General features: G+C 44.0%; 24 protein-coding genes and 1 tRNA gene. 19 read left to right on the forward strand and 6 right to left on the reverse strand.

Features of this window, described 5'->3' with window-relative positions; genetic code table 11:
• The first annotated feature begins 1 nt into the window (after position 1).
• From H6571_16005 to H6571_16060, 12 genes are all read left to right on the forward strand, one after another.
• On the forward strand, positions 2 to 1,135 hold the full coding sequence (locus H6571_16005; protein ID MCB9325246.1) for an aspartate aminotransferase family protein: 1,134 nt from the start codon (positions 2 to 4) through the stop codon (positions 1,133 to 1,135).
• 47 nt (positions 1,136 to 1,182) lie between these two features.
• Positions 1,183 to 2,133 (forward strand): N-acetylornithine carbamoyltransferase, encoded by a 951-nt coding sequence (locus H6571_16010; protein ID MCB9325247.1) that lies wholly within the window; start codon positions 1,183 to 1,185, stop codon positions 2,131 to 2,133.
• Positions 2,123 to 2,902: an acetylglutamate kinase gene (gene argB / locus H6571_16015; protein MCB9325248.1), complete on the forward strand. Its 780-nt coding sequence runs from the start codon at positions 2,123 to 2,125 to the stop codon at positions 2,900 to 2,902. Before H6571_16010 ends, argB begins: the two co-directional genes overlap by 11 nt.
• A 1-nt stretch (position 2,903) precedes the next feature.
• Positions 2,904 to 3,965 carry a M20 family metallo-hydrolase gene (locus H6571_16020; protein MCB9325249.1) on the forward strand — a complete coding sequence of 354 codons (1,062 nt, stop codon included), beginning with the start codon at positions 2,904 to 2,906 and terminating at the stop codon, positions 3,963 to 3,965.
• Positions 3,966 to 3,977: 12 nt separating this feature from the next.
• Complete coding sequence (argH, locus tag H6571_16025) at positions 3,978 to 5,261, forward strand: argininosuccinate lyase (protein ID MCB9325250.1); 1,284 nt, start codon at positions 3,978 to 3,980, stop codon at positions 5,259 to 5,261.
• A gap of 23 nt (positions 5,262 to 5,284) precedes the next feature.
• Positions 5,285 to 6,049 carry a DinB family protein gene (locus H6571_16030; GenBank protein ID MCB9325251.1) on the forward strand — a complete coding sequence of 255 codons (765 nt, stop codon included), beginning with the start codon at positions 5,285 to 5,287 and terminating at the stop codon, positions 6,047 to 6,049.
• A gap of 240 nt (positions 6,050 to 6,289) precedes the next feature.
• Positions 6,290 to 6,583, forward strand: coding sequence for a hypothetical protein (locus tag H6571_16035; protein MCB9325252.1), 294 nt, complete (start codon positions 6,290 to 6,292; stop codon positions 6,581 to 6,583).
• 114 nt (positions 6,584 to 6,697) lie between these two features.
• Entirely contained in the window at positions 6,698 to 8,269 is a 1,572-nt protein-coding gene (locus H6571_16040; GenBank protein ID MCB9325253.1) for a sodium:solute symporter, read from the forward strand.
• Positions 8,270 to 8,891: 622 nt separating this feature from the next.
• On the forward strand, positions 8,892 to 9,767 hold the full coding sequence (locus H6571_16045; protein MCB9325254.1) for a hypothetical protein: 876 nt from the start codon (positions 8,892 to 8,894) through the stop codon (positions 9,765 to 9,767).
• A gap of 43 nt (positions 9,768 to 9,810) precedes the next feature.
• Positions 9,811 to 10,077 carry a DUF2442 domain-containing protein gene (locus H6571_16050; GenBank protein ID MCB9325255.1) on the forward strand — a complete coding sequence of 89 codons (267 nt, stop codon included), beginning with the start codon at positions 9,811 to 9,813 and terminating at the stop codon, positions 10,075 to 10,077.
• A 302-nt stretch (positions 10,078 to 10,379) separates the two neighbouring features.
• Positions 10,380 to 10,625: a hypothetical protein gene (locus tag H6571_16055; protein MCB9325256.1), complete on the forward strand. Its 246-nt coding sequence runs from the start codon at positions 10,380 to 10,382 to the stop codon at positions 10,623 to 10,625.
• On the forward strand, positions 10,622 to 11,032 hold the full coding sequence (locus H6571_16060; protein ID MCB9325257.1) for a PIN domain-containing protein: 411 nt from the start codon (positions 10,622 to 10,624) through the stop codon (positions 11,030 to 11,032). Before H6571_16055 ends, H6571_16060 begins: the two co-directional genes overlap by 4 nt.
• Before the next feature lie 184 nt (positions 11,033 to 11,216).
• Here the strand turns inward: H6571_16060 and H6571_16065 are convergent, their stop codons facing one another.
• Positions 11,217 to 11,984 (reverse strand): hypothetical protein, encoded by a 768-nt coding sequence (locus tag H6571_16065; GenBank protein MCB9325258.1) that lies wholly within the window; start codon positions 11,982 to 11,984, stop codon positions 11,217 to 11,219.
• A 418-nt stretch (positions 11,985 to 12,402) separates the two neighbouring features.
• Here H6571_16065 and H6571_16070 point away from each other — a divergent pair, with 418 nt between their 5' ends.
• From H6571_16070 to H6571_16100, 7 genes are all read left to right on the forward strand, one after another.
• Positions 12,403 to 13,794, forward strand: coding sequence for a Na(+)-translocating NADH-quinone reductase subunit A (locus tag H6571_16070; protein MCB9325259.1), 1,392 nt, complete (start codon positions 12,403 to 12,405; stop codon positions 13,792 to 13,794).
• Between the two features lie 117 nt (positions 13,795 to 13,911).
• On the forward strand, positions 13,912 to 15,102 hold the full coding sequence (locus H6571_16075) for an NADH:ubiquinone reductase (Na(+)-transporting) subunit B (GenBank protein ID MCB9325260.1): 1,191 nt from the start codon (positions 13,912 to 13,914) through the stop codon (positions 15,100 to 15,102).
• Positions 15,103 to 15,159: 57 nt separating this feature from the next.
• A complete protein-coding gene (gene nqrC, locus H6571_16080; protein ID MCB9325261.1) occupies positions 15,160 to 15,879 on the forward strand; it encodes an NADH:ubiquinone reductase (Na(+)-transporting) subunit C in 720 nt (239 codons plus the stop codon).
• A gap of 1 nt (position 15,880) precedes the next feature.
• Entirely contained in the window at positions 15,881 to 16,591 is a 711-nt protein-coding gene (locus H6571_16085) for an NADH:ubiquinone reductase (Na(+)-transporting) subunit D (GenBank protein ID MCB9325262.1), read from the forward strand.
• A gap of 73 nt (positions 16,592 to 16,664) precedes the next feature.
• Positions 16,665 to 17,276: an NADH:ubiquinone reductase (Na(+)-transporting) subunit E gene (gene nqrE, locus H6571_16090; protein ID MCB9325263.1), complete on the forward strand. Its 612-nt coding sequence runs from the start codon at positions 16,665 to 16,667 to the stop codon at positions 17,274 to 17,276.
• 30 nt (positions 17,277 to 17,306) lie between these two features.
• A complete protein-coding gene (locus H6571_16095; GenBank protein ID MCB9325264.1) occupies positions 17,307 to 18,608 on the forward strand; it encodes an NADH:ubiquinone reductase (Na(+)-transporting) subunit F in 1,302 nt (433 codons plus the stop codon).
• 162 nt (positions 18,609 to 18,770) lie between these two features.
• Positions 18,771 to 19,142 carry a hypothetical protein gene (locus tag H6571_16100; protein ID MCB9325265.1) on the forward strand — a complete coding sequence of 124 codons (372 nt, stop codon included), beginning with the start codon at positions 18,771 to 18,773 and terminating at the stop codon, positions 19,140 to 19,142.
• 25 nt (positions 19,143 to 19,167) lie between these two features.
• Here H6571_16100 and H6571_16105 read toward each other — a convergent pair.
• From H6571_16105 to H6571_16125, 5 genes are all read right to left on the reverse strand, one after another.
• Positions 19,168 to 19,239, reverse strand: a tRNA-Thr gene (locus H6571_16105).
• Positions 19,240 to 19,323: 84 nt separating this feature from the next.
• On the reverse strand, positions 19,324 to 19,935 hold the full coding sequence (locus H6571_16110; GenBank protein ID MCB9325266.1) for a Uma2 family endonuclease: 612 nt from the start codon (positions 19,933 to 19,935) through the stop codon (positions 19,324 to 19,326).
• Positions 19,936 to 19,980: 45 nt separating this feature from the next.
• Positions 19,981 to 20,598: a Uma2 family endonuclease gene (locus H6571_16115; GenBank protein MCB9325267.1), complete on the reverse strand. Its 618-nt coding sequence runs from the start codon at positions 20,596 to 20,598 to the stop codon at positions 19,981 to 19,983.
• A 46-nt stretch (positions 20,599 to 20,644) separates the two neighbouring features.
• A complete protein-coding gene (locus H6571_16120; GenBank protein MCB9325268.1) occupies positions 20,645 to 21,262 on the reverse strand; it encodes a Uma2 family endonuclease in 618 nt (205 codons plus the stop codon).
• A 149-nt stretch (positions 21,263 to 21,411) separates the two neighbouring features.
• Complete coding sequence (locus H6571_16125) at positions 21,412 to 22,350, reverse strand: UDP-3-O-(3-hydroxymyristoyl)glucosamine N-acyltransferase (GenBank protein MCB9325269.1); 939 nt, start codon at positions 22,348 to 22,350, stop codon at positions 21,412 to 21,414.
• Positions 22,351 to 22,358: the final 8 nt, after the last annotated feature.

Here is a 22,358-nt window from a genome sequence, read left to right on the forward strand (position 1 = left end):
CATGAGTTTATTTGATGTATATCCAAGATTTGACATCACCCTGACGCGGGGCAATGGTGTTTTCGTTTATGACGAGAAAGACCAGGAGTACCTTGACCTCTACGGCGGCCATGGGGTCATCTCCGTCGGCCACAGTCACCCGGAATATGTAAAAAAGGTAGGTCAACAGCTTGAAATCCTGGTGTTTTACTCCAATTCCATCAACATGCCCCTGCAGGATGCCCTGGCCGAAAAACTGGCGAAACAAAGCGGTTATCCTGACTATAATCTGTTTTTTTGCAACAGCGGGGCCGAGGCCAATGAAAATGCCATCAAGCTCGCTTCTTTCCATACCGGCAAAAGAAAAATAGTAGCCTTTAACGGCAGTTTCCACGGGCGTACTTCGGGCGCTTTGAATATTACCGATAATCTATCGCTCTCAGCGCCTTTGAATCGAGATAATTTTCCAGTGGAATTTATTGAACTGAATGAGGAAATTCAGTTGGTAAAGGCCCTGGAAGGAAATGATGTCGCGGCGGTCATCGTCGAGGGCATCCAGGGCGTCGGTGGGCTAGACATGCCAACGGATGATTATCTGCGCTTTCTCGAAAAAACCTGTAAGCAATACGGTGCTTTGCTCATCCTCGATGAGATCCAAAGCGGGTACGGGCGCAGCGGCAAATTCTTTGCCCACCAGTTCAGCGGCATCCGGGCCGATATCATTTCTGTGGCGAAAGGCATGGGTAATGGATTTCCCATTGCCGGGGTGTTGATCCACCCTGAGATCAAGGCTGCTTATGGCATGCTGGGTACTACCTTCGGAGGCAGTCACCTGGCTTGCGCTGCCGGATTGGCTGTGCTCGAAATCATTCAAAAAGAGAAATTGGAAGCCCATGTCAGCGAGGTGAGCCAAAGGGTCATTGAGGCCTTGAAGCAGGTGCCGGGCATTAAAAAGATCAAAGGTCGCGGGTTGATGTTGGGCGTAGAGTTTGATTATTCAGTCAAGGAGTTGCGCTCACGGTTGCTCTTTGAACACCGGATTTTTACCGGCTCGGCCTCCAATCCCAATTTGTTGAGAATACTACCTCCGCTGAATATCACTTTTGAAGAACTCAACGGTTTTATCACCGCACTTGAGGCGTTGTTAAGGAAATAAGGGATCAATTTCCATCAAATCTCTATGAATAATTATAAGTTGAAAAAATGCAAAAATTCATCAGTGTAAAAGATGCCGGCAACCTGGAATCATTGCTGAAACTGGCCCTTGAAGTCAAAGGAAATCCTTTTGGCTATAAAACCTATGGTGAAAATAAAACGCTGGGATTACTCTTTTTTAACCCGAGCCTGCGTACCCGGCTGAGTACCCAGAAAGCGGCCATGAATCTTGGGATGAATATCATGGTGATGAATTTCAGCCATGATGGATGGGCACTGGAGATGGCTGATGGTACCGTGATGGACCAGGGCAGCCAGGAGCATGTCAAGGAAGCGGCAGCGGTTATTTCCCAATATTGTGATATTTTGGGCATCAGGACTTTTGCCTCCCTCAAAGATCGGGAGGAGGATTACCAGGAGGAAGTGATCAATAAATTCATTCAAAATGCAACAGTTCCTGTCATTTCCCTCGAAAGCGCCACTTTGCACCCGCTCCAATCTTTTGCGGATTTGATTACCATTGAAACACTCAAGACCGTCAAAAGACCGAAAGTTGTTTTGACCTGGGCGCCTCATCCCAGGGCATTGCCCCAGGCGGTAGCCAATTCCTTTGCAGAATGGATGGCCCGCTCAGAAGTTGAGTTGGTGATAGCCAACCCGGAAGGATTTGACCTGTCCCCTGAGTTTACCAAGGGCGTTAAAGTATTACACCACCAGGAGGAAGCCCTGGCCGGTGCGGATTTTGTTTATACCAAAAACTGGTCTTCCTATGAAAATTACGGAAGCATAGGAAAAGGTTATAACCATTGGATGATGACCAATCAGAAAATGGATTTGACCCATAGCGGAAAATTCATGCATTGCCTTCCCGTCAGGAGAAATGTGGTGGTTGCCGATGAGGTGTTGGACGGCCCGGATTCCCTGGTTTTGGAACAAGCCAATAACAGAACTTTTGCCGCACAAACTGTTTTACTCAAAATGCTTCAGCATGGGAAATAAACTCCGCATCGTTAAAATAGGGGGCAACATCATCGATGATCCTCAAAAACTGGAAGATTTTTTGGTTGATTTTGCCCTGCTGACAGGACCAAAAATCCTGGTTCACGGAGGCGGGAAACTGGCTACTCAGCTCAGTAAAAAACTCGGGGTGGAAACCCAAATGGTTGACGGAAGAAGGATTACCACCTCTGAGGATCTGGATATTGTGGTCATGGTTTACGCCGGTTTGATCAATAAAAAAATAGTGGCCGGTTTACAGGGGAAAGGCTGCAACGCAATAGGCCTTTCCGGTGCCGACGCCGAATGCCTCCGGGCTTCAAAGCGACCGGTAAACCCCATAGATTTTGGTTGGGTAGGCGATATCGAATCGGTCAATGTACCTTCCATCCGGCTTTTTCTGGATGCAGGATTCACTCCCGTTTTTTGTGCCATAAGCCACGACAGCAAGGGCCATCTGCTGAATACCAATGCGGATACCATCGCTTCGGAGCTGGCCATAGGAATGAGCGGCCATTTTGAAACGGAGCTGATCTATTGTTTTGAAAAAAAAGGTGTACTCGAAAATGTGGAGGATGATGAATCGGTCATCCCGCACATCAATACGGCCCGTTACCGGGAACTGAAGGAAAGCGGCGCGATACACAAAGGCATGCTTCCCAAAATGGAAAATTGTTTTCATGCCCTGGAAAAAAAAGTTTACAGGGTGACCATCGGCAGCCCCGAAGTGCTTAAACCCGGGAACCGGTTGTTTACTACTTTAACGTTGTAATATGAATACGGACTTTTTATTTCCAAAGGCGGTGGAATTGCTCAAAGCATTGATCCGTACTCCTTCCTTTTCAGGGGAAGAAGACCAGACCGCCCTGCTGATCAGTCGGTGGCTGGAGGATTTCGGCATTCGCTTTCATCGTTCCGGGAATAATGTTTGGGCACTCAACCAACATTTTGATCCGCTAAAACCTTCAATACTCCTCAATTCTCATCACGATACCGTTAAGCCCAATCAAGCTTATACCAATGATCCTTTTGAAGCAAAAGTAGAAGACGGCAAACTTTTCGGACTGGGCAGCAATGATGCAGGGGGCTGCCTGGTGGCTTTGATGGCCCTTTTTGTGTATTTTTACGAACAAAAAGAGTTGAAATACAACCTCATCCTGGCGGCAACGGCAGAAGAAGAAAATTCAGGAGATCGTGGTATCCGAAGCCTATTGTCCGATCTGCCGGCCATCGATTTTGCAGTAGTGGGGGAGCCTACAGCAATGCAACTAGCCATTGCCGAAAAAGGACTGCTGGTGATTGACGGTTATGCGGAGGGCATATCAGGCCATGCCGCGCACGACAATACCGATAATGCCATTTACCGGGCGCTGGAAGATATTCAGTGGATCAGGAATTATCATTTTCCAAAAGTGTCCGAAACATTAGGGAAAGTAAAGATGAGTGTCACTCAGATCGATGCCGGTTCCCAGCATAACGTGGTTCCGGCAGCCTGTCATTTCGTGGTGGATGTTCGCGTGAATGAAGCCTATACCAATGAAGCCGTTTTCGAGGTGATTGATGCGCATACCCAAAGCAGGATGGTGGCCCGGTCTTTCCGGTTGAAGTCCTCCTCCATTCCTGTGGATCATCCCATTGTCCAGGCAGGGATTCGGTTGGGACGCAAAACTTATGGTTCTCCTACGCTTTCTGACCAGGCTAATTTGAACTGTCCTTCTTTAAAAATCGGGCCCGGCGTTTCGTCCCGTTCCCACAGCGCCAATGAATTTATCTATTTGGCAGAAATCAGGGAAGGTATCGAAGGGTATATAAAAATATTTGATCAGATTTTATAAAAAAATAACCGCATGAAACTTTGGGATAAAGGGTATACTACGGATAATATTGTAGAGCGATTTACCGTAGGAAAAGACCGGGTGCTGGATTTGAAGCTGGCCCCGTATGATGTACAGGGAAATGTCGCTCATGCCAAAATGCTTCACCACATCGGAATATTGAATGAAGCAGAACTCAACGATATACTCAAAGGCCTGGCCGAGATTGGTCAGACGATCGAGGACGGGACCTTCACCATCGAAGACGAGTTTGAGGATGTGCACAGCAAGATCGAATTTGAGCTGGTGAAAAGGATAGGAGAAGCCGGCAAAAAAATCCATACCGCCCGTTCCCGAAACGATCAGGTGCTGGTGGATATGCACCTGTATGTCAAAGATGAATTATGGCATATAAAAGCCCTGGTGCGCATCCTTTTTGAAAGATTGATCGGGTTGAGCGAGCAGCACAAAGATGTGCTCATGCCCGGTTATACGCACACACAGGTGGCTATGCCTTCCTCGTTCGGCTTGTGGTTTGCCGCTTATGCGGAAAGTCTCATCGATGATCTCATTTTGCTGAACGCGGCCTTTAAGATCAGTGATCAAAATCCATTGGGTTCTGCAGCGGGCTTTGGCTCTTCTTTTCCTATCAACAGGACCATGACGACGGAACTCCTTGGGTTTGAAACCATGAAATACAATGTGGTGGCCGCCCAGATGAGCCGGGGGAAGCTTGAAAAAACGACCGCTTACGCACTGTCTTCAGTGGCGGGAACCCTTTCGAAACTGGCGACTGACGTATGTCTGTACATGAACCAGAATTTTAATTTCATAGGATTTCCGAAAGAGCTGACTACCGGTTCCAGCATAATGCCTCATAAACAAAACCCCGATGTGTTTGAGTTGATCAGGGCAAAAAGCAATAAGATCCAGAACCTGCCTTCGGAGATTATGATGATCACGAATAATCTTATCAGCGGGTATCACCGTGATTTTCAACTGCTCAAAGAGAACTTCATGGAAGCCATTGATGCGTTGAAAGACAATCTTGAAGTGACAGAATTCATGCTTCGGCACATACAGGTCAAAGAGGATATTATGGAGAAAGACATTTACGATTACCTGTACAGCGTTGAAGAGGTCAATAAACTGGTGATGGCAGGGATAACCTTCAGGGATGCCTACAAAATAGTGGGTCGCGACATCCTGGGAGGTGACTTTAAACCTGATAAAACGGTTTCCCATACGCACGAGGGGAGTATTGGACATTTGTGTTTGAACGAGATAAAAATTAAATTTGAGAAAAACTTTCAATAGTTCAATCAATTAAAACCAAACCCATGCACCAGCGTATCCATCGAAACATTCGTCGCCTAAAGGATCAGATCCATGAAATTCCGGTAGAACAACTCACCTTCAAACCGACTCCGGAAAAATGGTCCAGGAAGGAGATATTGGGTCACCTGATCGATTCGGCATTGAATAACCTGAAGCGGTTTTTATCCATTTTGCATTCCTATAAAAACTACGATGTCAGGCCCTACGATCAGGATTACCTGGTTAAGGTCAATCAGTACCAGGCGGCTGATATCGATCACCTGGTGAATCTTTGGCAATCGCTGAATCAGCAGATCAGTAACATTGTGAAAGAAATTCCGGTCAAAAAACTGGAGCAGGACGTTTTTGTCAATGAAACCGAAAAAGCGAGCTTTGAATGGCTGATCGGCAATTACATCGATCACATGGAGCACCACCTGGCGCAGATTTTGTCCGTGGAAGGTATTCCACCCAAATATTTCTTGACCACTGAAGAGGCTATATCGGCTCTGGAACAGTCGGCACCAAAACCCTTTGTCACCATGCTCCGACACGGTGAATTGGAAGTCGAATATTACAAACCTGAAAAAGTGGATAAACAGTTGCCGCACGATAAGGACGAATTGTACGTGATCGCCAGTGGTACGGGTGAGTTTGTCCGAGAAGAAGATCGCTATCCAATAAAGGAAAAGGACGTACTTTTTGTCAAAGCCGGACAGGCGCATCGTTTTGAAAATTTTACCGATGATTTTGCCACCTGGGTTATTTTTTACGGGTTAAAAAGGTGATCTGTTGATAGGTTTATTTTTTGATGGTATGATGCTGCGATATTTTTCATTCCAATCAGATTTCAACGCATTTCTTTGATATTTTTGTTGTACGCTTCCATTTCTGCGATTTTCTGCGTAATCTGCGAGCGTTATTTATGATTTTTATGCTGAAACTTCCTCATTGTAATAAGCATTAAAACAAAAAACGCAATATTTTTAGAGCAGATTTCCATTTTTATAATAAATTGATACCTGATCATGAGTTTGGAAAAAATCATCACCTTACATCCTGATGGCGGCAAGGGAGCTATATTGCCGCAGGATCTTTATGAGCAATTAAAAGAAGCCATTATTATGCCTTTCCTTTCCTACCCGGAGATCAGGGATGCCGATATTGAAGCGCATGCCTCTAAAAATATCGAAGGCGAGCTGGAAGGTAAAAAAGCCTGGTACATCGAAATAGTCAAACAGGATTTGCTTGCGAGAGATGCCCTGGAGTACGTACCCGGTGAAGAAGATAAAACCTTGCGACTTAAGATCCTCTTTTGCTAAAACCATATTCTCTTAAGGAAACAATTCAACAATTCAACAATGCGAGAATTCATCAATATAAATAATTGACTTCATTCATGTATTCTCTCATTCATGCATTCAAAAAAAACACCCATGGATTACGGCATTCTATCCCTTGTTCCCCCTGTAATTGCCATTATTCTGGCCATTTATACCCGGCAGGTTTTCGTCTCCCTGCTTTTTGGGATATGGCTCGGCTGGCTGGTCTTGACCGGATTACCACTGGAAGCAGGCTCGGGCTCTTTTAATCCCGGAGATATCGGATTTTTTGAAGGCTTATGGCGGGTAGTCCGCCCTTCGAATCTCTGGAAAGGTTCCATGAATACCATACAGGCGTTGGTGGATGTTTTTAAGGATGCCGGCAATACCCGAACCATCATGTTTTCAGCTTTAGTGGGCGCTTTGATCCTGTTCATCCAAAGGTCTGGAGGAGTGGAAGGATTTATTTTGCGCATCAACAGATTTTTGGAAAAATACGAAAAGAAACAATCAGGTAATAGCAGGGTGGTGGTACAGTTTTTGGCCTGGCTTACGGGACTGTTCATTTTTGTGGAGTCGAGTATTTCGGTGCTTACTGTTGGCGCCTTGTATCGCCCGGTATTTGACAAATTAAAGATATCGCGTGAAAAGCTGGCTTATATTGCCGATTCGAGTTCGGCTCCTTCTTCCATCATCTTGCCTTTCAATGGTTGGGGCGCCTTTATCATGGGGTTGCTGGCCACCGATTTTGTCAATCCCTTTGGCGTGATGATGACGGCCATGAAATACAATTTTTATCCATTCCTGGCGCTGTTAATGGTGCTGGTCATCATTTTTACGAAAAAAGATTTTGGTCCGATGGCCAAAGCGGAAAAGCGTGCCCGCGAGGAGGGTAAGTTGCTGGCCGACGGTGCCCAGCCAATGATTTCAGAGGAACTTACAGAAGTAAAAACCAAGGAAGGCGTTATTCCTCGGTCTAGGAATATGGTTTTTCCCATCGCTCTTATGGTGCTGATGATGCCTGTCATGCTGATTTACACCGGTTGGGGGGCCACCATGGAACACATGCCGGAAGCTTCGGTTTGGAGTAAGGTGTTTTTTGCCATTGGCAACGGTTCCGGTTCCACTTCTGTGTTGACTGCCGTATTGGTTTCCTTGATTTCCACCATGTTCTTTTACGGTGCTCAGGGCATCATGAAAATGAAAGAGATGGTGGATCTGACACTCAAGGGCATTGGCGGTTTGATCCCTCTGGCCCTTCTGATGCTTTTTGCGTTCGCCATCAGCAGCCTCTGTAAAAATGAATTGGGAACGGGTCAGTATGTGGCCAGTGTAGCGCAACAATGGTTGTCGCCTGCCCTGGTGCCTTTCCTGGTATTTGTGGTCAGTTGTTTCATCGCCTTCTCCACGGGAACCTCCTGGGGGACTTTTGCCATCATGATGGCCATAGCCGTCCCCATGGCCAAAGAGATGGACACTAATGTTTATATGGCCATCGCAGCCGTTATGGGCGGGGGTGTTTTCGGCGACCACTGCTCTCCCATTTCCGACACCACCATTCTATCATCCATGGCTTCCGCTTCGGATCACATCGATCATGTGCGGACACAGTTGCCCTATGCATTGGTCGTCGGAGGGGTTACGGCGATTTTTTACCTGGTGATTGGGTTCATTGCGCATGGGTAGTATTTAAATCGGGCGTTTGTGGATGGGGACAGTTCCAAATGGTTTCAGGTTGTTTCAAATGGTTCCAGATGGTCCCTGCACTGTGTGTACGTGGATCTCTCTTCGGTCGATTTCAGAGAGGGCTTTTAAATTCGGGGATTAACGGGTGAATCCTTGGCCGGGTTTGTTGATGATGTGCCCGGATTTGGGCAATAAGAGCGTATTGGATCCAGGCTGAAAGCCTGTCCCCGGGCGTCATCAGTCAGGCTGCCACCATCGGCATTTTTGGAATAGCTTTGGAGGCAGGGGAATATCGGAGAATGCCAAAAACCTTTACATTAGATAAGCCAATTAGTGATTTGTAAACGTGAATCATCAAGGAGGTCAAGCCTTCTGTTTTGGGAACGCAAATTTTTTTAACAAAAAATACCCGGTCTGGATAGTTTTGTGGAGGGAAACGGGGTTTTTTGATAAAAAAAGGTTATATTTATAAGGAGAAAATGAACGTAAAAAACATTGCGTAGCCGCCATAATTCGATTAGTACAAAATCTGTATAGTTTAAAGCTATCATTAATTTCATCCACTTACTTAGTGAGATGCCACCTCCAAAAAAAAAAAATTTAATTTATAAATTTTACGAAAATGGAAAATAACACTAAATCGATTATGGGATTAGCAGCCGTTTTACTTCTGTTTGCAATCGGCTGGGGTATTTACCAATCTTCTATCAAGCAGGAAAAAGTCCGCACTATTAAAAAGCTCGACACAAAAGTAGTTTTATTGGAAAATCAGAGAGATTCCCTGAAAATCAAGGTTGACAGTCTGGAGAAAATTTACGCACAGGTCTCGAAGGACTATGTGGTTTTGGAAAATGCCATTGACAATGCCAAAAAGGAAATTCGACAGAAAGAAGCGATGATCAGAAGCCTTAAAAAAGGTACTTCTGCTGAGATTGACAGCCTGACCAAAAAAGTGGAAGGAATGCTGTCTACTCAAAAGGGTCTACTTGTTACTATCGAAGAATTGGATGCAGAAAAATCGAGTCTTTTGACCAGGGTGAATGTGGCACGAGAGGAAATGAATAGCCTGAGTGCCCGGTTGGATCAAGAGATGTATAACTTGGACAAAGCCCAATTCAAAGGCACCTCTTTCCGGGCAGATATTGAGAAACGGAATGACAAGGTGACGGTAAAAGCCAGACAAGCACGAGAGGTTATCATTAGCTTTGAGCTTAACGATGTCCCGGAGCGTTTTCATGGCAATCAGCCAATTTACCTGGTTATCACCGACGAAAAAAGCACTCCGATAACCACCAATACGGCCACCAAAGCAACGGTTGAGATTAACGACAAAAAAATGGAATTGCTGGCTCAGGATGTCAAGGAATTGGATATAACAAAGGATCAAAGTATATCCTTCCATTATGAGCCGGATGACAAATTGGTAGCCGGTGTTTATACCGCTAACGTTTATGCTACGATTGGAATATTGGGTTCGGTGAGTTTTCAATTGAGGTAGCACTCTTTAGAGGAGGAGAAGGAAACCTTTAAAAAGAAATGGTATGAATTTTTTAGCTGAAATACAAGAAGTCCTCGCGATAGATGTGCGCATCGAGCAGAATAAATTTTATGTCCAACTGGAAGACGGACGGGAGATCGGCGTTCCATACAACTGGTTTTGGCTACTTAACCAGGCAACGGACGCTGAGCGAAAAGACTGGCGGTTTATAAGTGACAGATACGGCATCCATTGGGAAGTCATTGACGAAGACATCTCCATTGCCGGTATCATTAAAGGCCATAAAAATCAGGAACCTCCCAGGCCATGATGCAAAGGCTAAAGGACGAAAGGGAACAAGGACAGAAGGATAAATGGTTTACCTTATGATGGCCGGAATGATGAATGTTACGGATAGGGGCTAGGTCGGATAATTCTAAGTTCGCCGAAACCCTGCGGGTACTTAATAAATAAAAATAGTTCTTTATAAGCTAGATACTACTGATGCACATATTTTCTATCAGGATAGCATCAGATTAACTCTGTCATATTGTAATTGGCATAGGCGGGATATAAAAAAAGATTTGCATTGTACGTGTAGATAACTTATTTTTGCACGTAAATGAGATTGTTATGGATAAAAAGCTCACACTTAGTCTAAATGAAAGAGTGATCGAAAGGGCTAAGGTATACGCGCAAGATCACAAAATAAGCCTTTCAAGGTTAATAGAATCCTATTTAAGTTCATTGATAGAGAACAAGTCTGAAGAAATCGCCATCACGCCATTAGTGGAAAGTTTGAGTGGAGTGGTAAGCCTTTTAGATGAATTTGATAATAAGGATGATTATACTGACTATTTGCTAGAGAAATATAAATGAAAAAATTATTTATAGATACCAATATTGTTCTTGATCTACTTGGTAAACGAGAACCATTTTATGATAATGCAGCTAAATTATTTTCTCTAGCAGACAGGGGTAAAGTAAAGTTATATATTTCATCTTTGACAGTTGCTAATACTAACTATGTTTTATCTAAGCTCAAGTCTAAAAAAGAGGCGAGAGTTATTTTATTGAAGTTTAAGATACTGGTAGTTGTTCTTGAGTTAAATGACAAGATAGTTGAACTCTCATTAAATGATGATGATTTCAAAGATTTCGAAGATAGCCTTCAATATTATACAGCCTTGGAAAACGAAGCAGAAGTAATAATTACTAGAAACCTTAAGGACTTTAAAGCTTCAAAAATTCCTGTAATGACAGCAGGTCAGTATTTGAAAAAATAAAATTCGGCGAATTTTGCCTAGGACGTAAAGCTTCCCTTCGGTCAGCCTGCGCCTGGGCTTGAGTTCGATCTTCGATGGTCGAGGCTTGTAGCTTTGACCGGAATATACCTGTAAGGCTTGCAGCCTGTCTAAAGCCAGGTAAACCTGGGCCTTAGAAAATACACAACCCATGAAACAATCCCCGTCATTCCTGATTCACCACCACCTTCACATTTTCCAATACGATTTCCGATAATAACTCGAGGGCGCCCAATTCGAAGGCCTGATCGATGGCTTCCAGTTTTACCGTTCCCTTTTCTTTCGGTTTGTAATTTTTATAATCCTGGAACAGCACCCCATTCACTTCCCTTGGGTTAAAAGCCTCTCTAAAGCGCATTCCTCCTTCATCGGTATGGTATTCGTAAGCGAGGTAATCCATGCGGTAATTTTCGGTGTCGAACCAATAGACGAATACATCCTGGAAATCATCACCCCCGTTTTCCTGTTTAAAGGTGACCCTGATCTTGTGATATTCCTTTCCTTTCAATTTTACTTTGCCGAGGTAGTCCGATATCACTGCCGGATCGTTCAGGCTAAAAGGCAGGAAAGCAAAATAAATGACGGAGTTTACAGAATTGGCATAGGCCTTTACCTTTTTATCTTCCACAGCGGAGGTATCTCCATTGGTAAGCCGAAGGAATCCGGTATTGTCCAGCACATCTGTAATAGCGTTGCCGTCTTCATCTTTAAAAATACGCTCGTAGCGGTACACACCCTTCTTCCTGGTATAAGTATAATGTCTTGCTCTGAAGTCAAATGAAACGGAGGCGCTTTTCAACAAATCCATACCCGTTTTTTCAATGGCCATAGCGAGGATGGATTGGGCTGATGGCGTGGCGGAAATTTCCTGTAATTGAGGAGATTGGGAAGTGGTGCGATCCTGTTTTTGGTCGTCAGTATTGCATGATAGCATGAAAATAAGAAAAAAAGTGTTACAACATGTAAAAATATATTTGTTCATCATTTTTGATTAAAGAATTAAAATGGGATTTTTTTGAATTTACAATATTAAGATGCATAAAAAATTAAAAAAGGCCAACTGTGATCTGTTTCACTAAAAAAATGTCGAATCACTCAAAAAAACCCTAAAAATATACTAAAATTAGATGCCTAAAAGTATCTTTGCGGTGCTTTTCCAAATTTTATATGGGAAACAATTTTGCGAAAAACTAAGTTGTACCGCAATGAGAAAAAATATCGCTCGATGGAGCAACCTGTTATTATTAACATTTTTTGCCAATAGCATCTTTGCACAAGCTGATACTTCAGCTTCAGGTGGAGGAATGAATCTTCTTTATGCTTTAGGGGTTCTTGTGCTTTTCTTTGTAGCCATGAGGTTTTTCGGAGCCGACGGGCTTACAAAACAAAGTGGAAAAACCATTGCCTTAAAAAGAGGCCATGATATCCACCTCAACGGTGAAGCGGCTAAAACACTGATTGAAGGCGTAAGGGCCAAAACATTTGCTGTGCGTCCTCCTGATTTCTTTAACATTTCTCCTATTCCAAAGGTGACTGTTGCCGTGGGTGACGAAGTTAAAGCCGGAGATATTATCTTTTTTGACAAGAAAAAACCTGAGATCAAATACGCAGCTCCCGTGAGTGGTGAAGTTATTGCCGTCAACAGAGGGGAAAAACGTTCGATCTCAGAGATCGTTATCCTGGCGGATAAAGAAATAACCAGCCGGGCTTATGATGGTTTTGATCTTGCAAAGTCAGATCGTGCCTCCCTGGTAAACTACCTGTTGGAAAGTGGCGTTTGGCCTATGCTGAGACAACGTCCTTATAATATCACACCTGATCCTGAAACGGTACCTGTAAATATTTTTGTATCTACTTTTGATACGGCACCTCTTGCCCCCGATTTAAGTTTCGTCGTGACAGGACAGGAAGATGCTTTTCAGAAAGGACTGGACGTGTTGGCTAAACTGACGAGTGGCAAGGTACATCTTGGCATTGACGGCAGGGGAGGCAATGTTTCCAATGCTTTTACCCAGGCCAAAGGAGTAGAATTGCACACTTTTAGCGGAAAGCACCCTATTGGAAATGTAGGGGTACAAATTCACCACATCAGCCCTGTCAGCAATAAGGCTATTGCGTGGACTATGGGAGTACAAGAGGTCATTACACTCGGGAAGTTATTCCTCCACCAAAAGTTTGATGCTACAAGAATCGTGGCGGTCGCAGGAGAATTGAAAAACCCGGGATATGTCATTACCTACCAGGGAGCCAATGTTGGCGATCTGACAGGAGAAAATCTCAAAGAAGGTAAAATGCGTCTCATTTCAGGGGATGTTCTTTCCGGCAAGAAAAAAGACAAAACACAGTTTCTCGGGTATTACGATGATCAGGTTTCTGTAATCCAGGAAGGAGAGTATTTCGAATTATTTGGCTGGTTGCTTCCACAATCGAAGCGCCCGACGGTATCAAAGACCTACCTGGGCGGGTTCTTTTCTTCAAAGAAAGTAAGCGTTGATACCAATACTCATGGTGAAAAGCGCGCCTTTGTGGTCACGGGAGAATACGAGGCATTACTGCCAATGGATATTTATCCGCAACACCTCCTAAAATCGATTATTGTAGGAGATCTGGAAAAGATGGAAGGACTGGGGATATATGAAGTAGTAGAGGAAGACCTGGCTCTCTGTGAGTTTGCATGTACGTCCAAGCAGCCGGTGCAAAACATTTTGCGGGGTGGTTTGAATGATATGCTTGAGCAAGGCTAAAAAACGAAAATAAACAAAGGAACTGCCTACAAAGTACCGACAGGGGTTTTAAAACCAGGGCGGTCATTTTTCAGGCATTCTATTTGACCTTTAAATAAAACAATAAAAAATATACAAATGAAAGGACTCTTAAATTTCTTTCATAAGATAGAGCCGGACAAGAAAAAGTCGCCGTTTTTACATACGGTGTACGACGGATTTCTGACCTTCGTTTTTGTCCCGGATCATGTTACTGCAAAAGGAGTACATGTCCGTGACCGGATGGATCTCAAACGTCTGATGGTTTTTGTCGTGCTTGCATTGGCAGGTTGTTATGTATTTGGCGCCTATAATATCGGGCACCAGCATTACGCAGCCACTGGGGAGTATGTGCAGTTTGGAGAAGGTATTGGACCCAAGTTCCTTTTTGGTATCCTGAAGTTACTGCCTATCCTGGTGGTCTCTATGGCCGTAGGTTTGGGCATAGAATTCTGGTACGCTGCCAAAAGGGGACACGGCATCGAGGAAGGATACCTCGTTTCCGGCGCTTTGATCCCATTGATCATGCCTCCTGACATCCCGCTGTGGATGTTGACTGTAGCCATTGTTTTTGCCGTGATCATCGGTAAAGAAGCTTTTGGGGGAACGGGCATGAACATTCTCAATATTGCCTTGTTGACCCGTGTATTCATCTTCTTCGCTTATCCGACATCCATCTCAGGAGATGAGGTATGGATTTCAGGAGTGGCAGGAGTAGATGGAGTGACCGGAGCTACTCCATTGTCATTAGCCGCCAAAGGCGGTTGGGACGCGGTGACCAAGGTATATACCGAAGGGCAGATGTGGTGGGGAATTATTCCTGGGTCTATCGGAGAAACTTCCAAACCGATCATTTTACTCGGGGCATTGTTCCTCATTGTCTCAAGAGTGGCCAGCTGGAGAATCATGGTTTCCATGTTCCTGGGGGCAGCTTTTGTAGGGATGTTGATGAATGGTTTTGCGCCTGAAATTACTGCGGATACGCCTGGTGTTTTCAAATTTATGGCTGTGCCTTGGTATTACCAGTTTTATATGGGAAGTTTCCTCTTCGCGATGGCCTTTATGGCAACGGACCCGGTTACGGCTTCCGGAACGAATACAGGAAAGTGGATCTACGGATTCCTCATAGGAAGTATAGGTATGGTGATCCGCATCATCAACCCGGCTTATCCGGAAGGGTGGATGTTGGCGATTTTGCTGTTGAATGTATTTTCACCGCTAATCGACCATTTTGTGGTGGAATCCAACATCAAACGCAGAGCAAAAAGAGCCCAGGCCGTAGCATCGTAAATTAAAGGTGGTTTGCCGGGGGGACACCTTAGGCCAACGACAGCATAAACTAAAAAAATAAATATCGTGAAGACCAATTATACCTTATTTTTTGTCTTTGTGTTAACAGCATTCGTCGCTGTTTCACTTGCCGGATATAGGGAGGTGACCAAAGATGTAGCTGCACAAAATGCCGATATATTTAACAAGCGGGCCATTCTCAAGGCGGTGGAAAATAACCTGGTGCCGTCCGGTAAAGTAGCCGACCTTCAGGACGCTCAGGTTCTTGAACTTTTTGACAAAATGGAAAGCCATGTGCTGGATATGCAGGGGAATGAAGTGAGTGATGTGCAGGCTACAAAGATTGACATGAAGAAAGAACGCAAAAAGCCCGAAGCGGATCGTTATCTGCCGGTTTATATCTATGACAACGGGACGGAGAAATTTTATATCCTCTCTGTTTTTGGAAAAGGGCTTTGGGATGATATCTGGGGGTACATCGCATTGAAGAGTGATTTAAACACGGTGGCCGGTGCGGCTTTTGATCACAAAGGAGAGACTCCCGGGCTTGGGGCTGAAATTAAAGATAACCCTTCCTTTAGCAAGCATTTTGAAGGCACTCAGATATTTAAAGACGGACAATTCGTGTCTATTAATGTTTACAAGACAGCTAAGGATAAATTACACGCGGTAGATGGGATCTCCGGGGCTACGATCACGAGTGCGGGCGTATCCGCTATGTTATATAGTGGTTTAAAGAACTACCTTCCTTATTTCGAAAAGATAAAACAACAATAAAATGGCGAATACTGCAACTGAAACAAAAGTTAAAGAGCCGTTATTTGGTAAAAAAGAGCGGAAATTACTGACCGATCCGTTGAATGACAACAACCCGATCACCGTGCAGGTATTGGGGGTTTGTTCTGCTTTGGCGGTTACTTCCCTGGTTTATCCATCAATTGTGATGGCTATTTCGGTAACCCTCGTAACAGCCTTTTCCAACCTTTTTACTTCCATGCTCAGAAACCTCATTCCCAACGAGGTGCGCATGATTGTCCAATTGGTCATCATCGCCTTCCTTGTATCTATGGTGGAGCTGACGCTGCAATATCTCAACTACCCAATTTACAAACAGTTGTCCGTTTATATCGGGTTGATTATTACCAACTGTATCGTAATGGGCCGTTTAGAGGCTTTTGCGATGGCCAATAAACCCTGGAGGTCTTTTATTGATGGCATTGGAAACGGGGTTGGGTATGGTGTAATTCTCGTGGTGGTGGCTTTCTTCCGCGAAATATTCGGCAAGGGAACCCTTTTCGCAGGGAGCCCTGTTGAAATAAAGATCATAGGAGCCACTGGCGATTTTTTGATCAATACGCAAGAAAGTACTTTATTTGGCTGGTACGCAAACAATAACCTCATGGTATTGCCGGTAGCTGCGATGTTCATCATTGGAATCTACATCTGGATCCAACGTACCCGCAATCAAAAACTGGTAGATATATCCTAAAAATGAATTCCCTTTAGAAAGGGAGTCTATAAAAAAAACTGGTTTCCGGTTGGAGACCAAAAAGTTTAAAATCATGGGTGAATTTATTAATACTTTTATCAAAGCGGCATTTATTGAGAACCTGCTCCTGGCATACTTCCTGGGGATGTGTTCATTTCTTGCCGTATCCAAGTCAGTAAAAACCGCCATTGGTCTGGGAGTTGCCGTAATTTTTGTTTTGGGGATTACGATGCCCATCAACTGGCTGATTAACGAATACCTGCTTGGTGAAACAGGTGTTTTTGGAATGGATCTTACCTTCCTGCGATTTATCCTGTTTATTGCGGTAATCGCTTCTATGGTTCAATTGGTGGAAATGGTAGTGGAAAAATTTTCTCCGACCTTGTATGCTGCCCTGGGAATCTTCCTGCCGTTGATCACTGTAAACTGTGCCATCCTCGGAGGATCTTTATTTATGGTTTCCCGTGAATATACGCTGAGCAATGCCGTTGCTTTTGGAGTAGGAGGGGGTTTTGGTTGGTTTCTGGCCATCGTAGCAATGGCGGCTATCCGTGAGAAGATCCGCTATTCCAATATTCCTGCCCCCTTGCGTGGTTTGGGAATGGCCTTCCTGCTAACTGGGTTGATGGGACTGGCATTTATGAGTCTCATGGGTATTGACCCGGCGATCTTTATGCATCATTAAGAATTAGTACGCTGAAAAAAACATTCGACAATGATTATTATTTTATATGCAGTTTTTGTTTTCTGTGCCGTAATCCTGGCGCTCTCTGTCATGCTTATTATAGCCAGAAAAAAACTGGTGCCTCAGGGAAATGTTTCCATCATCATTAACGGTGATGAAGCCAATCCGGTACAGACAAAACCGGGACAAACCTTATTGTCGGCACTTTCTGAACAAAAAATATTTTTGCCTTCTGCTTGCGGAGGGGGAGGCACTTGTGCCATGTGCGAGTGTCACGTAGATGAAGGAGGCGGGGATGTATTACCTACAGAAATGAACCACCTGACCAGGAAAGAAGCTGCCGAGCACAAACGCCTGGCTTGCCAGGTTAAGGTCCGTGAGGATATGAAAATTCGCATTCCTGAAGAGATCTTTGGGATCAAAAAATGGGAATGTGAGGTGGTGTCCAATTACAACGTGGCTACCTTTATCAAAGAGTTTGTCGTGAAACTGCCTGAAGGAGAAACCCTCGATTTTAAGGCAGGAGGATATATCCAGATCGACGTACCACCGATCGAAGTAGATTTCAAAGATATGGATATCACTTCCCACCCGCGTATGGGTAAAGCGGATGATGAGTTCAAGGAAGAGTGGGACAAATTCAACCTTTGGCCTCTCAAGATGAAAAATCCTGAAATGATTTTCCGGGCTTATTCTATGGCCAACCACCCTGCGGAAGGCAATATCGTTATGTTGAATATCCGTATTGCCACTCCACCATGGGATCGTGCAAAAAATAACTGGATGGATGTCAATCCGGGTATTTGTTCTTCATACGTATTCTCCAGGAAACCCGGAGACAAGGTGACCATTTCCGGGCCTTTCGGTGAATTTTTCATCAAGGAGCAATCTAAAAAAGAAATGGTTTACATAGGGGGAGGTGCCGGTATGGCTCCATTGCGTTCGCACCTGTTCCACTTGTTTCATACCTTAAAGACCACCGACAGAAAGGTGTCTTACTGGTACGGAGGACGGACGAAAAGAGAATTGTTCTACGTCGAAGATTTTAGGAAAATCGAAAAAGAGTTTCCAAACTTCAAATTCTATATTGCTTTGGATAACCCGCTTCCTGAGGATAACTGGCAGGTCAAAGAAAATATGGACTCCGAGGGGGATGGATTCAAAGGTTACATCATGCAGGTATTGTATGATGAATACCTCAAGAATCACCCAGAGCCGGAAGAAGTGGAATACTACTACTGCGGCCCTCCTGCAATGGCTGGCTCCATCATGCAGAAACTTGATGAGTTGGGTGTTCCGGAAGAGAATATCGCTTTTGATGATTTTGGGTAATCAAAAAGGTGATTCAATAAAAAAAAACGGTATCGGATTGGTTTCCGGTACCGTTTTTTTATTGATCTGCTAACCTTTGTGCATTTAGGTTGTTTGCAATTACGGTATTGTTGTTATTCTGGTGCTGAAAATTAATTCTACAGAAAAAAAGAGTGAAAAAACATGTCGGATATCTGTCATCAATGCGGTGCTTCTTTCTCCTGCCATGCAATACAGCCGGGTAGCTGCTGGTGTGCCGATTATCCGCCCGTTTTGCCGTTTGATGATACTTCAAAAGAATGCCTTTGTCCAGCTTGCCTGAAAGCAAAGGTAGCGGAGGCCATCGCACTTTACGTAGAGGAAGTCAGGTCAGGGAAAAGGGTAAATGAGGCGGTCAAGTTCGCGGGACCAACACAGGGATTTAAGGAAGGCATTGATTTTTACGTGGAAAACGGATTTTATGTTTTTACGGAATGGTACCATTTGAAGAGAGGAACCTGTTGTGGAAACGATTGCAGGCATTGCCCGTTTGATCATGTGAATGTTCCGAAATAAAAATGGAGAAGAGGAGAAAGAATAGAGCCACTCATGGGATTTGAACCCACGACCTGCTCATTACGAATGAGCTGCTCTACCGCTGAGCTAAAGTGGCGCTGATTTTCAGGATACAAATATAGGTAATTATCATGTACGAAAACACATACCTATATGCTTATTAAAGATTGATTTTTATCATTTATTGAAATACGTGACTTGCCTTGATCCTTAACCCGGGAAGGAGATCAGAAGTCAGTTCATCCTCATCCGAATACCCGCCTTTACGTTCATATTTACCCGTAGCATTCAACTCAAATATTTCGATAATTTCTTCCTTTGGGAATACCAGCCAGTAGGTATTGATCTTACATTCTTCGTACAACTCAAATTTGATCTGAATGTCTTTTTTGCGCGTGCTGTCGGAGATTATTTCCATCACCATATCCGGACTGCCTTCACAGCCTTTTTCGCTAATCTTTTTGGGGTCACAGATGACGGTAATGTCTGGTTGCACTACGGTATTGGGTTTCCCTGTTTTGGGATGTTGGACAGGAAGGTAAACATCAAAAGGAGCGTGAAAAACTTCACATTTTTTATGCTCAAGGTAATTGTAAATTTTATTGAGTAAAAAAGTAGAAATCCGTTGATGCTTCGTATTGGGCCCGGGACTCATACGGAAGACTTTGCCCCTGATCAGTTCCACCATTTCATCGAATGGCCAGGAGAGGTAGTCCTGGATGGTGTATTCCGCGGAGGGTTCAGCCAGAAGATCCTCTATCGTTTTTTCATCGTGGTTGGTGTAAGATTGCATGGTCAGTTTATTTCGGGAATGAGCCCGGGGTATGGGAAATTGGAGTTAATTCATGTCAAATACGTCACTTACCTTCATTTTTAATCCCGGTAAAATCGCAGAAGCCAATTCATCGTCATCTGAAAATCCACCTTTACGTTCATATTTACCATCTGCATTCAATTCAAATATTTCGATAATTTCTTCCTTTGGAAAAACCAGCCAGTAGGTATTGATCTTACATTCTTCGTACAACTCAAATTTGATCTGAATGTCTTTTTTTCGGGTGCTGTCGGAAATGATCTCAACCACCAGATCGGGGCTGCCTTCACATCCGTGGTCGCTAATTTTTTTTGTATCGCAGATGACGGTAATGTCCGGTTGTACGACAGTATTGGGTTTGCCTGTTTTGGGGTGCTTTACTGGTAGAAACACATCGAAAGGAGCATGAAAAACCACACATTTTTTATGCTCCAGTGTTTGAAAAATTTTCCCTGCAATAAACATGGATACCCGTTGATGCTTACTATTGGGAGCGGGACTCATACGAAATACCTTTCCCCTGATCAGTTCCACCATTTCATCAAATTGCCAGGAGAGGTAATCCTGGATGGTGTATTCCGCGGAGGGTTCAGCCAGAAGATCCTCTATCGTTTTTTCATCGTGGTTGGTGTAAGATTGCATGGTCAGTTTATTTCGGAAATGAGTCCGGGCGTATGAAAAATTGGGGTTAATTCATGTCAAATACGTCACTTACCTTCATTTTCAATCCCGGTAAAATCGCAGAATCCAATTCATCGTCATCCGAATACCCCCCTTTACGTTCATATTTACCCGTAGCATTCAATTCAAATATTTCGATAATTTCTTCCTTTGGGAAAACCAGCCAGTAGGTATTGATCTTACATTCTTCGTACAACTCAAATTTGATCTGAATGTCTTTTTTACGTGTGCTGTCAGAGATTATTTCCACCACCATATCCGGACTGCCTTCACAGCCTTTTTCGCTAATCTTTTGGGGGTCACAGATGACGGTAATGTCCGGTTGTACGACCGTATTAGGCTTCCCTGTTTTTGGGTGTTTTATTGGAAGATAAACATCAAAAGGTGCATGAAAACATTTGCATTGCTTTCCTTTTAAAAAATGATATATGGTTGAGAACAAAAAACCTGAAGCCACCTGATGCTTCGTATTGGGCCCGGGACTCATACGAAATACCTTGCCCCGGATCAGCTCCACCATTTCATCGAATTGCCAGGAGAGGTAATCCTGAATAGTGTATTCTGCCGAAGGCTCCGCAAGAAGATCCTCTATTGTTTTTTCATCGTGGTTTGTATAAGGTTGCATAGGTCAGATTAAGGTTGAAAATAAATTCAGTTCCACTAAATTACGGGAAGTCCATTAGAATAACAAACCCAATCCCCTCTATAAAAGCCGCGAAAGGGCTGAATGTGACCTTTTTCCAGTATTTTTTTTGATCACTGAACCGGATACGTTTATACTTTCTTCCGCAATTTTTGCAACAATTCGGGTAATTGTCTTAGTGCCGCCATTTGTTTGTAGATTGTCCGGGCTTCATCCGCAGGGTTGCCATAATAGCTTTTTCCGGCCTCAAGGTCTTTGGATACCATTGATTTGGCCATCACTACCACATCATCACCAATAGTGAGGTTTTGGATGATGCCCACCTGTCCATAAATGACCACACGATTGCCGATACGGGTATTTCCACCAATGGCTACCTGTGCCGTAATCTGACAATGTTTCCCTACCACTACATCATGACCAATATGCACCATACAGTCCAGTTTCGTCCCTTCTCCGAGGATCGTATCGCCTGAAACACCCATATTTACCGTTGAATTGGCACCGACATCTACGTGGTCTTCAATGATGACCCGTCCTCCCGAACGCCATTTTTGAAGTCCCTCCGTCGTTTTTTTGTAATAAAATGCATCGGTTCCAATAATAGATCCGGATTCCACCAGCACGTGATCTTTAATGATCACCCGCCCTCTGATGACGGCGTTGGATTGTATGAGACAATTTTTTCCGATCTTCACTTCGGGGCCAATTACCGCACCGGGTTCCACAATGGTGGAGGGATGAATCTGTGCCGTTTCACCAATTGTATGATTCAACGGTTCAAAAGGATTGTGCTGTATGACAATACTGTTGTAAGCCTTAAAAGGAGCATCACATACGAGTAGGGCTTTCCCTTCCGGGCATTGTGTTTCTTCATTCAGGATGATGATGGTCGCCGCTGAATTCAGCGATTTTGAAAAATATTTCTGAACATCCACAAAGGTAATATCCCCTTCACGTACATTATGAATCTCATTGATGCCCATGGCCATCAGATCCGCGTTGCCAATAATGCGTGCACCAATTTTTTGTGCAATTTCCTTAACAGGAATCGGTTGATCAAATGTCATTTTCCTAA

The organism is Lewinellaceae bacterium (genome assembly GCA_020636105.1).
Classification (GTDB): domain Bacteria; phylum Bacteroidota; class Bacteroidia; order Chitinophagales; family Saprospiraceae; genus BCD1.

What these genes read in the sequence shown, in the direction of transcription:
- H6571_16005 (MCB9325246.1), top strand. Translation starts at nt 2, where the DNA reads ATGAGTTTATTTGATGTATATCCAAGATTTGACATCACCCTGACGCGG.
- H6571_16010 (MCB9325247.1), top strand. Translation starts at nt 1,183, where the DNA reads ATGCAAAAATTCATCAGTGTAAAAGATGCCGGCAACCTGGAATCATTG.
- argB (MCB9325248.1), top strand. Translation starts at nt 2,123, where the DNA reads ATGGGAAATAAACTCCGCATCGTTAAAATAGGGGGCAACATCATCGAT.
- H6571_16020 (MCB9325249.1), top strand. Translation starts at nt 2,904, where the DNA reads ATGAATACGGACTTTTTATTTCCAAAGGCGGTGGAATTGCTCAAAGCA.
- argH (MCB9325250.1), top strand. Translation starts at nt 3,978, where the DNA reads ATGAAACTTTGGGATAAAGGGTATACTACGGATAATATTGTAGAGCGA.
- H6571_16030 (MCB9325251.1), top strand. Translation starts at nt 5,285, where the DNA reads ATGCACCAGCGTATCCATCGAAACATTCGTCGCCTAAAGGATCAGATC.
- H6571_16035 (MCB9325252.1), top strand. Translation starts at nt 6,290, where the DNA reads ATGAGTTTGGAAAAAATCATCACCTTACATCCTGATGGCGGCAAGGGA.
- H6571_16040 (MCB9325253.1), top strand. Translation starts at nt 6,698, where the DNA reads ATGGATTACGGCATTCTATCCCTTGTTCCCCCTGTAATTGCCATTATT.
- H6571_16045 (MCB9325254.1), top strand. Translation starts at nt 8,892, where the DNA reads ATGGAAAATAACACTAAATCGATTATGGGATTAGCAGCCGTTTTACTT.
- H6571_16050 (MCB9325255.1), top strand. Translation starts at nt 9,811, where the DNA reads ATGAATTTTTTAGCTGAAATACAAGAAGTCCTCGCGATAGATGTGCGC.
- H6571_16055 (MCB9325256.1), top strand. Translation starts at nt 10,380, where the DNA reads ATGGATAAAAAGCTCACACTTAGTCTAAATGAAAGAGTGATCGAAAGG.
- H6571_16060 (MCB9325257.1), top strand. Translation starts at nt 10,622, where the DNA reads ATGAAAAAATTATTTATAGATACCAATATTGTTCTTGATCTACTTGGT.
- H6571_16065 (MCB9325258.1), bottom strand. Translation starts at nt 11,984, where the DNA reads ATGCTATCATGCAATACTGACGACCAAAAACAGGATCGCACCACTTCC.
- H6571_16070 (MCB9325259.1), top strand. Translation starts at nt 12,403, where the DNA reads ATGAGGTTTTTCGGAGCCGACGGGCTTACAAAACAAAGTGGAAAAACC.
- H6571_16075 (MCB9325260.1), top strand. Translation starts at nt 13,912, where the DNA reads ATGAAAGGACTCTTAAATTTCTTTCATAAGATAGAGCCGGACAAGAAA.
- H6571_16085 (MCB9325262.1), top strand. Translation starts at nt 15,881, where the DNA reads ATGGCGAATACTGCAACTGAAACAAAAGTTAAAGAGCCGTTATTTGGT.
- nqrE (MCB9325263.1), top strand. Translation starts at nt 16,665, where the DNA reads ATGGGTGAATTTATTAATACTTTTATCAAAGCGGCATTTATTGAGAAC.
- H6571_16095 (MCB9325264.1), top strand. Translation starts at nt 17,307, where the DNA reads ATGATTATTATTTTATATGCAGTTTTTGTTTTCTGTGCCGTAATCCTG.
- H6571_16100 (MCB9325265.1), top strand. Translation starts at nt 18,771, where the DNA reads ATGTCGGATATCTGTCATCAATGCGGTGCTTCTTTCTCCTGCCATGCA.
- H6571_16110 (MCB9325266.1), bottom strand. Translation starts at nt 19,935, where the DNA reads ATGCAATCTTACACCAACCACGATGAAAAAACGATAGAGGATCTTCTG.
- H6571_16115 (MCB9325267.1), bottom strand. Translation starts at nt 20,598, where the DNA reads ATGCAATCTTACACCAACCACGATGAAAAAACGATAGAGGATCTTCTG.
- H6571_16120 (MCB9325268.1), bottom strand. Translation starts at nt 21,262, where the DNA reads ATGCAACCTTATACAAACCACGATGAAAAAACAATAGAGGATCTTCTT.
- H6571_16125 (MCB9325269.1), bottom strand. Translation starts at nt 22,350, where the DNA reads ATGACATTTGATCAACCGATTCCTGTTAAGGAAATTGCACAAAAAATT.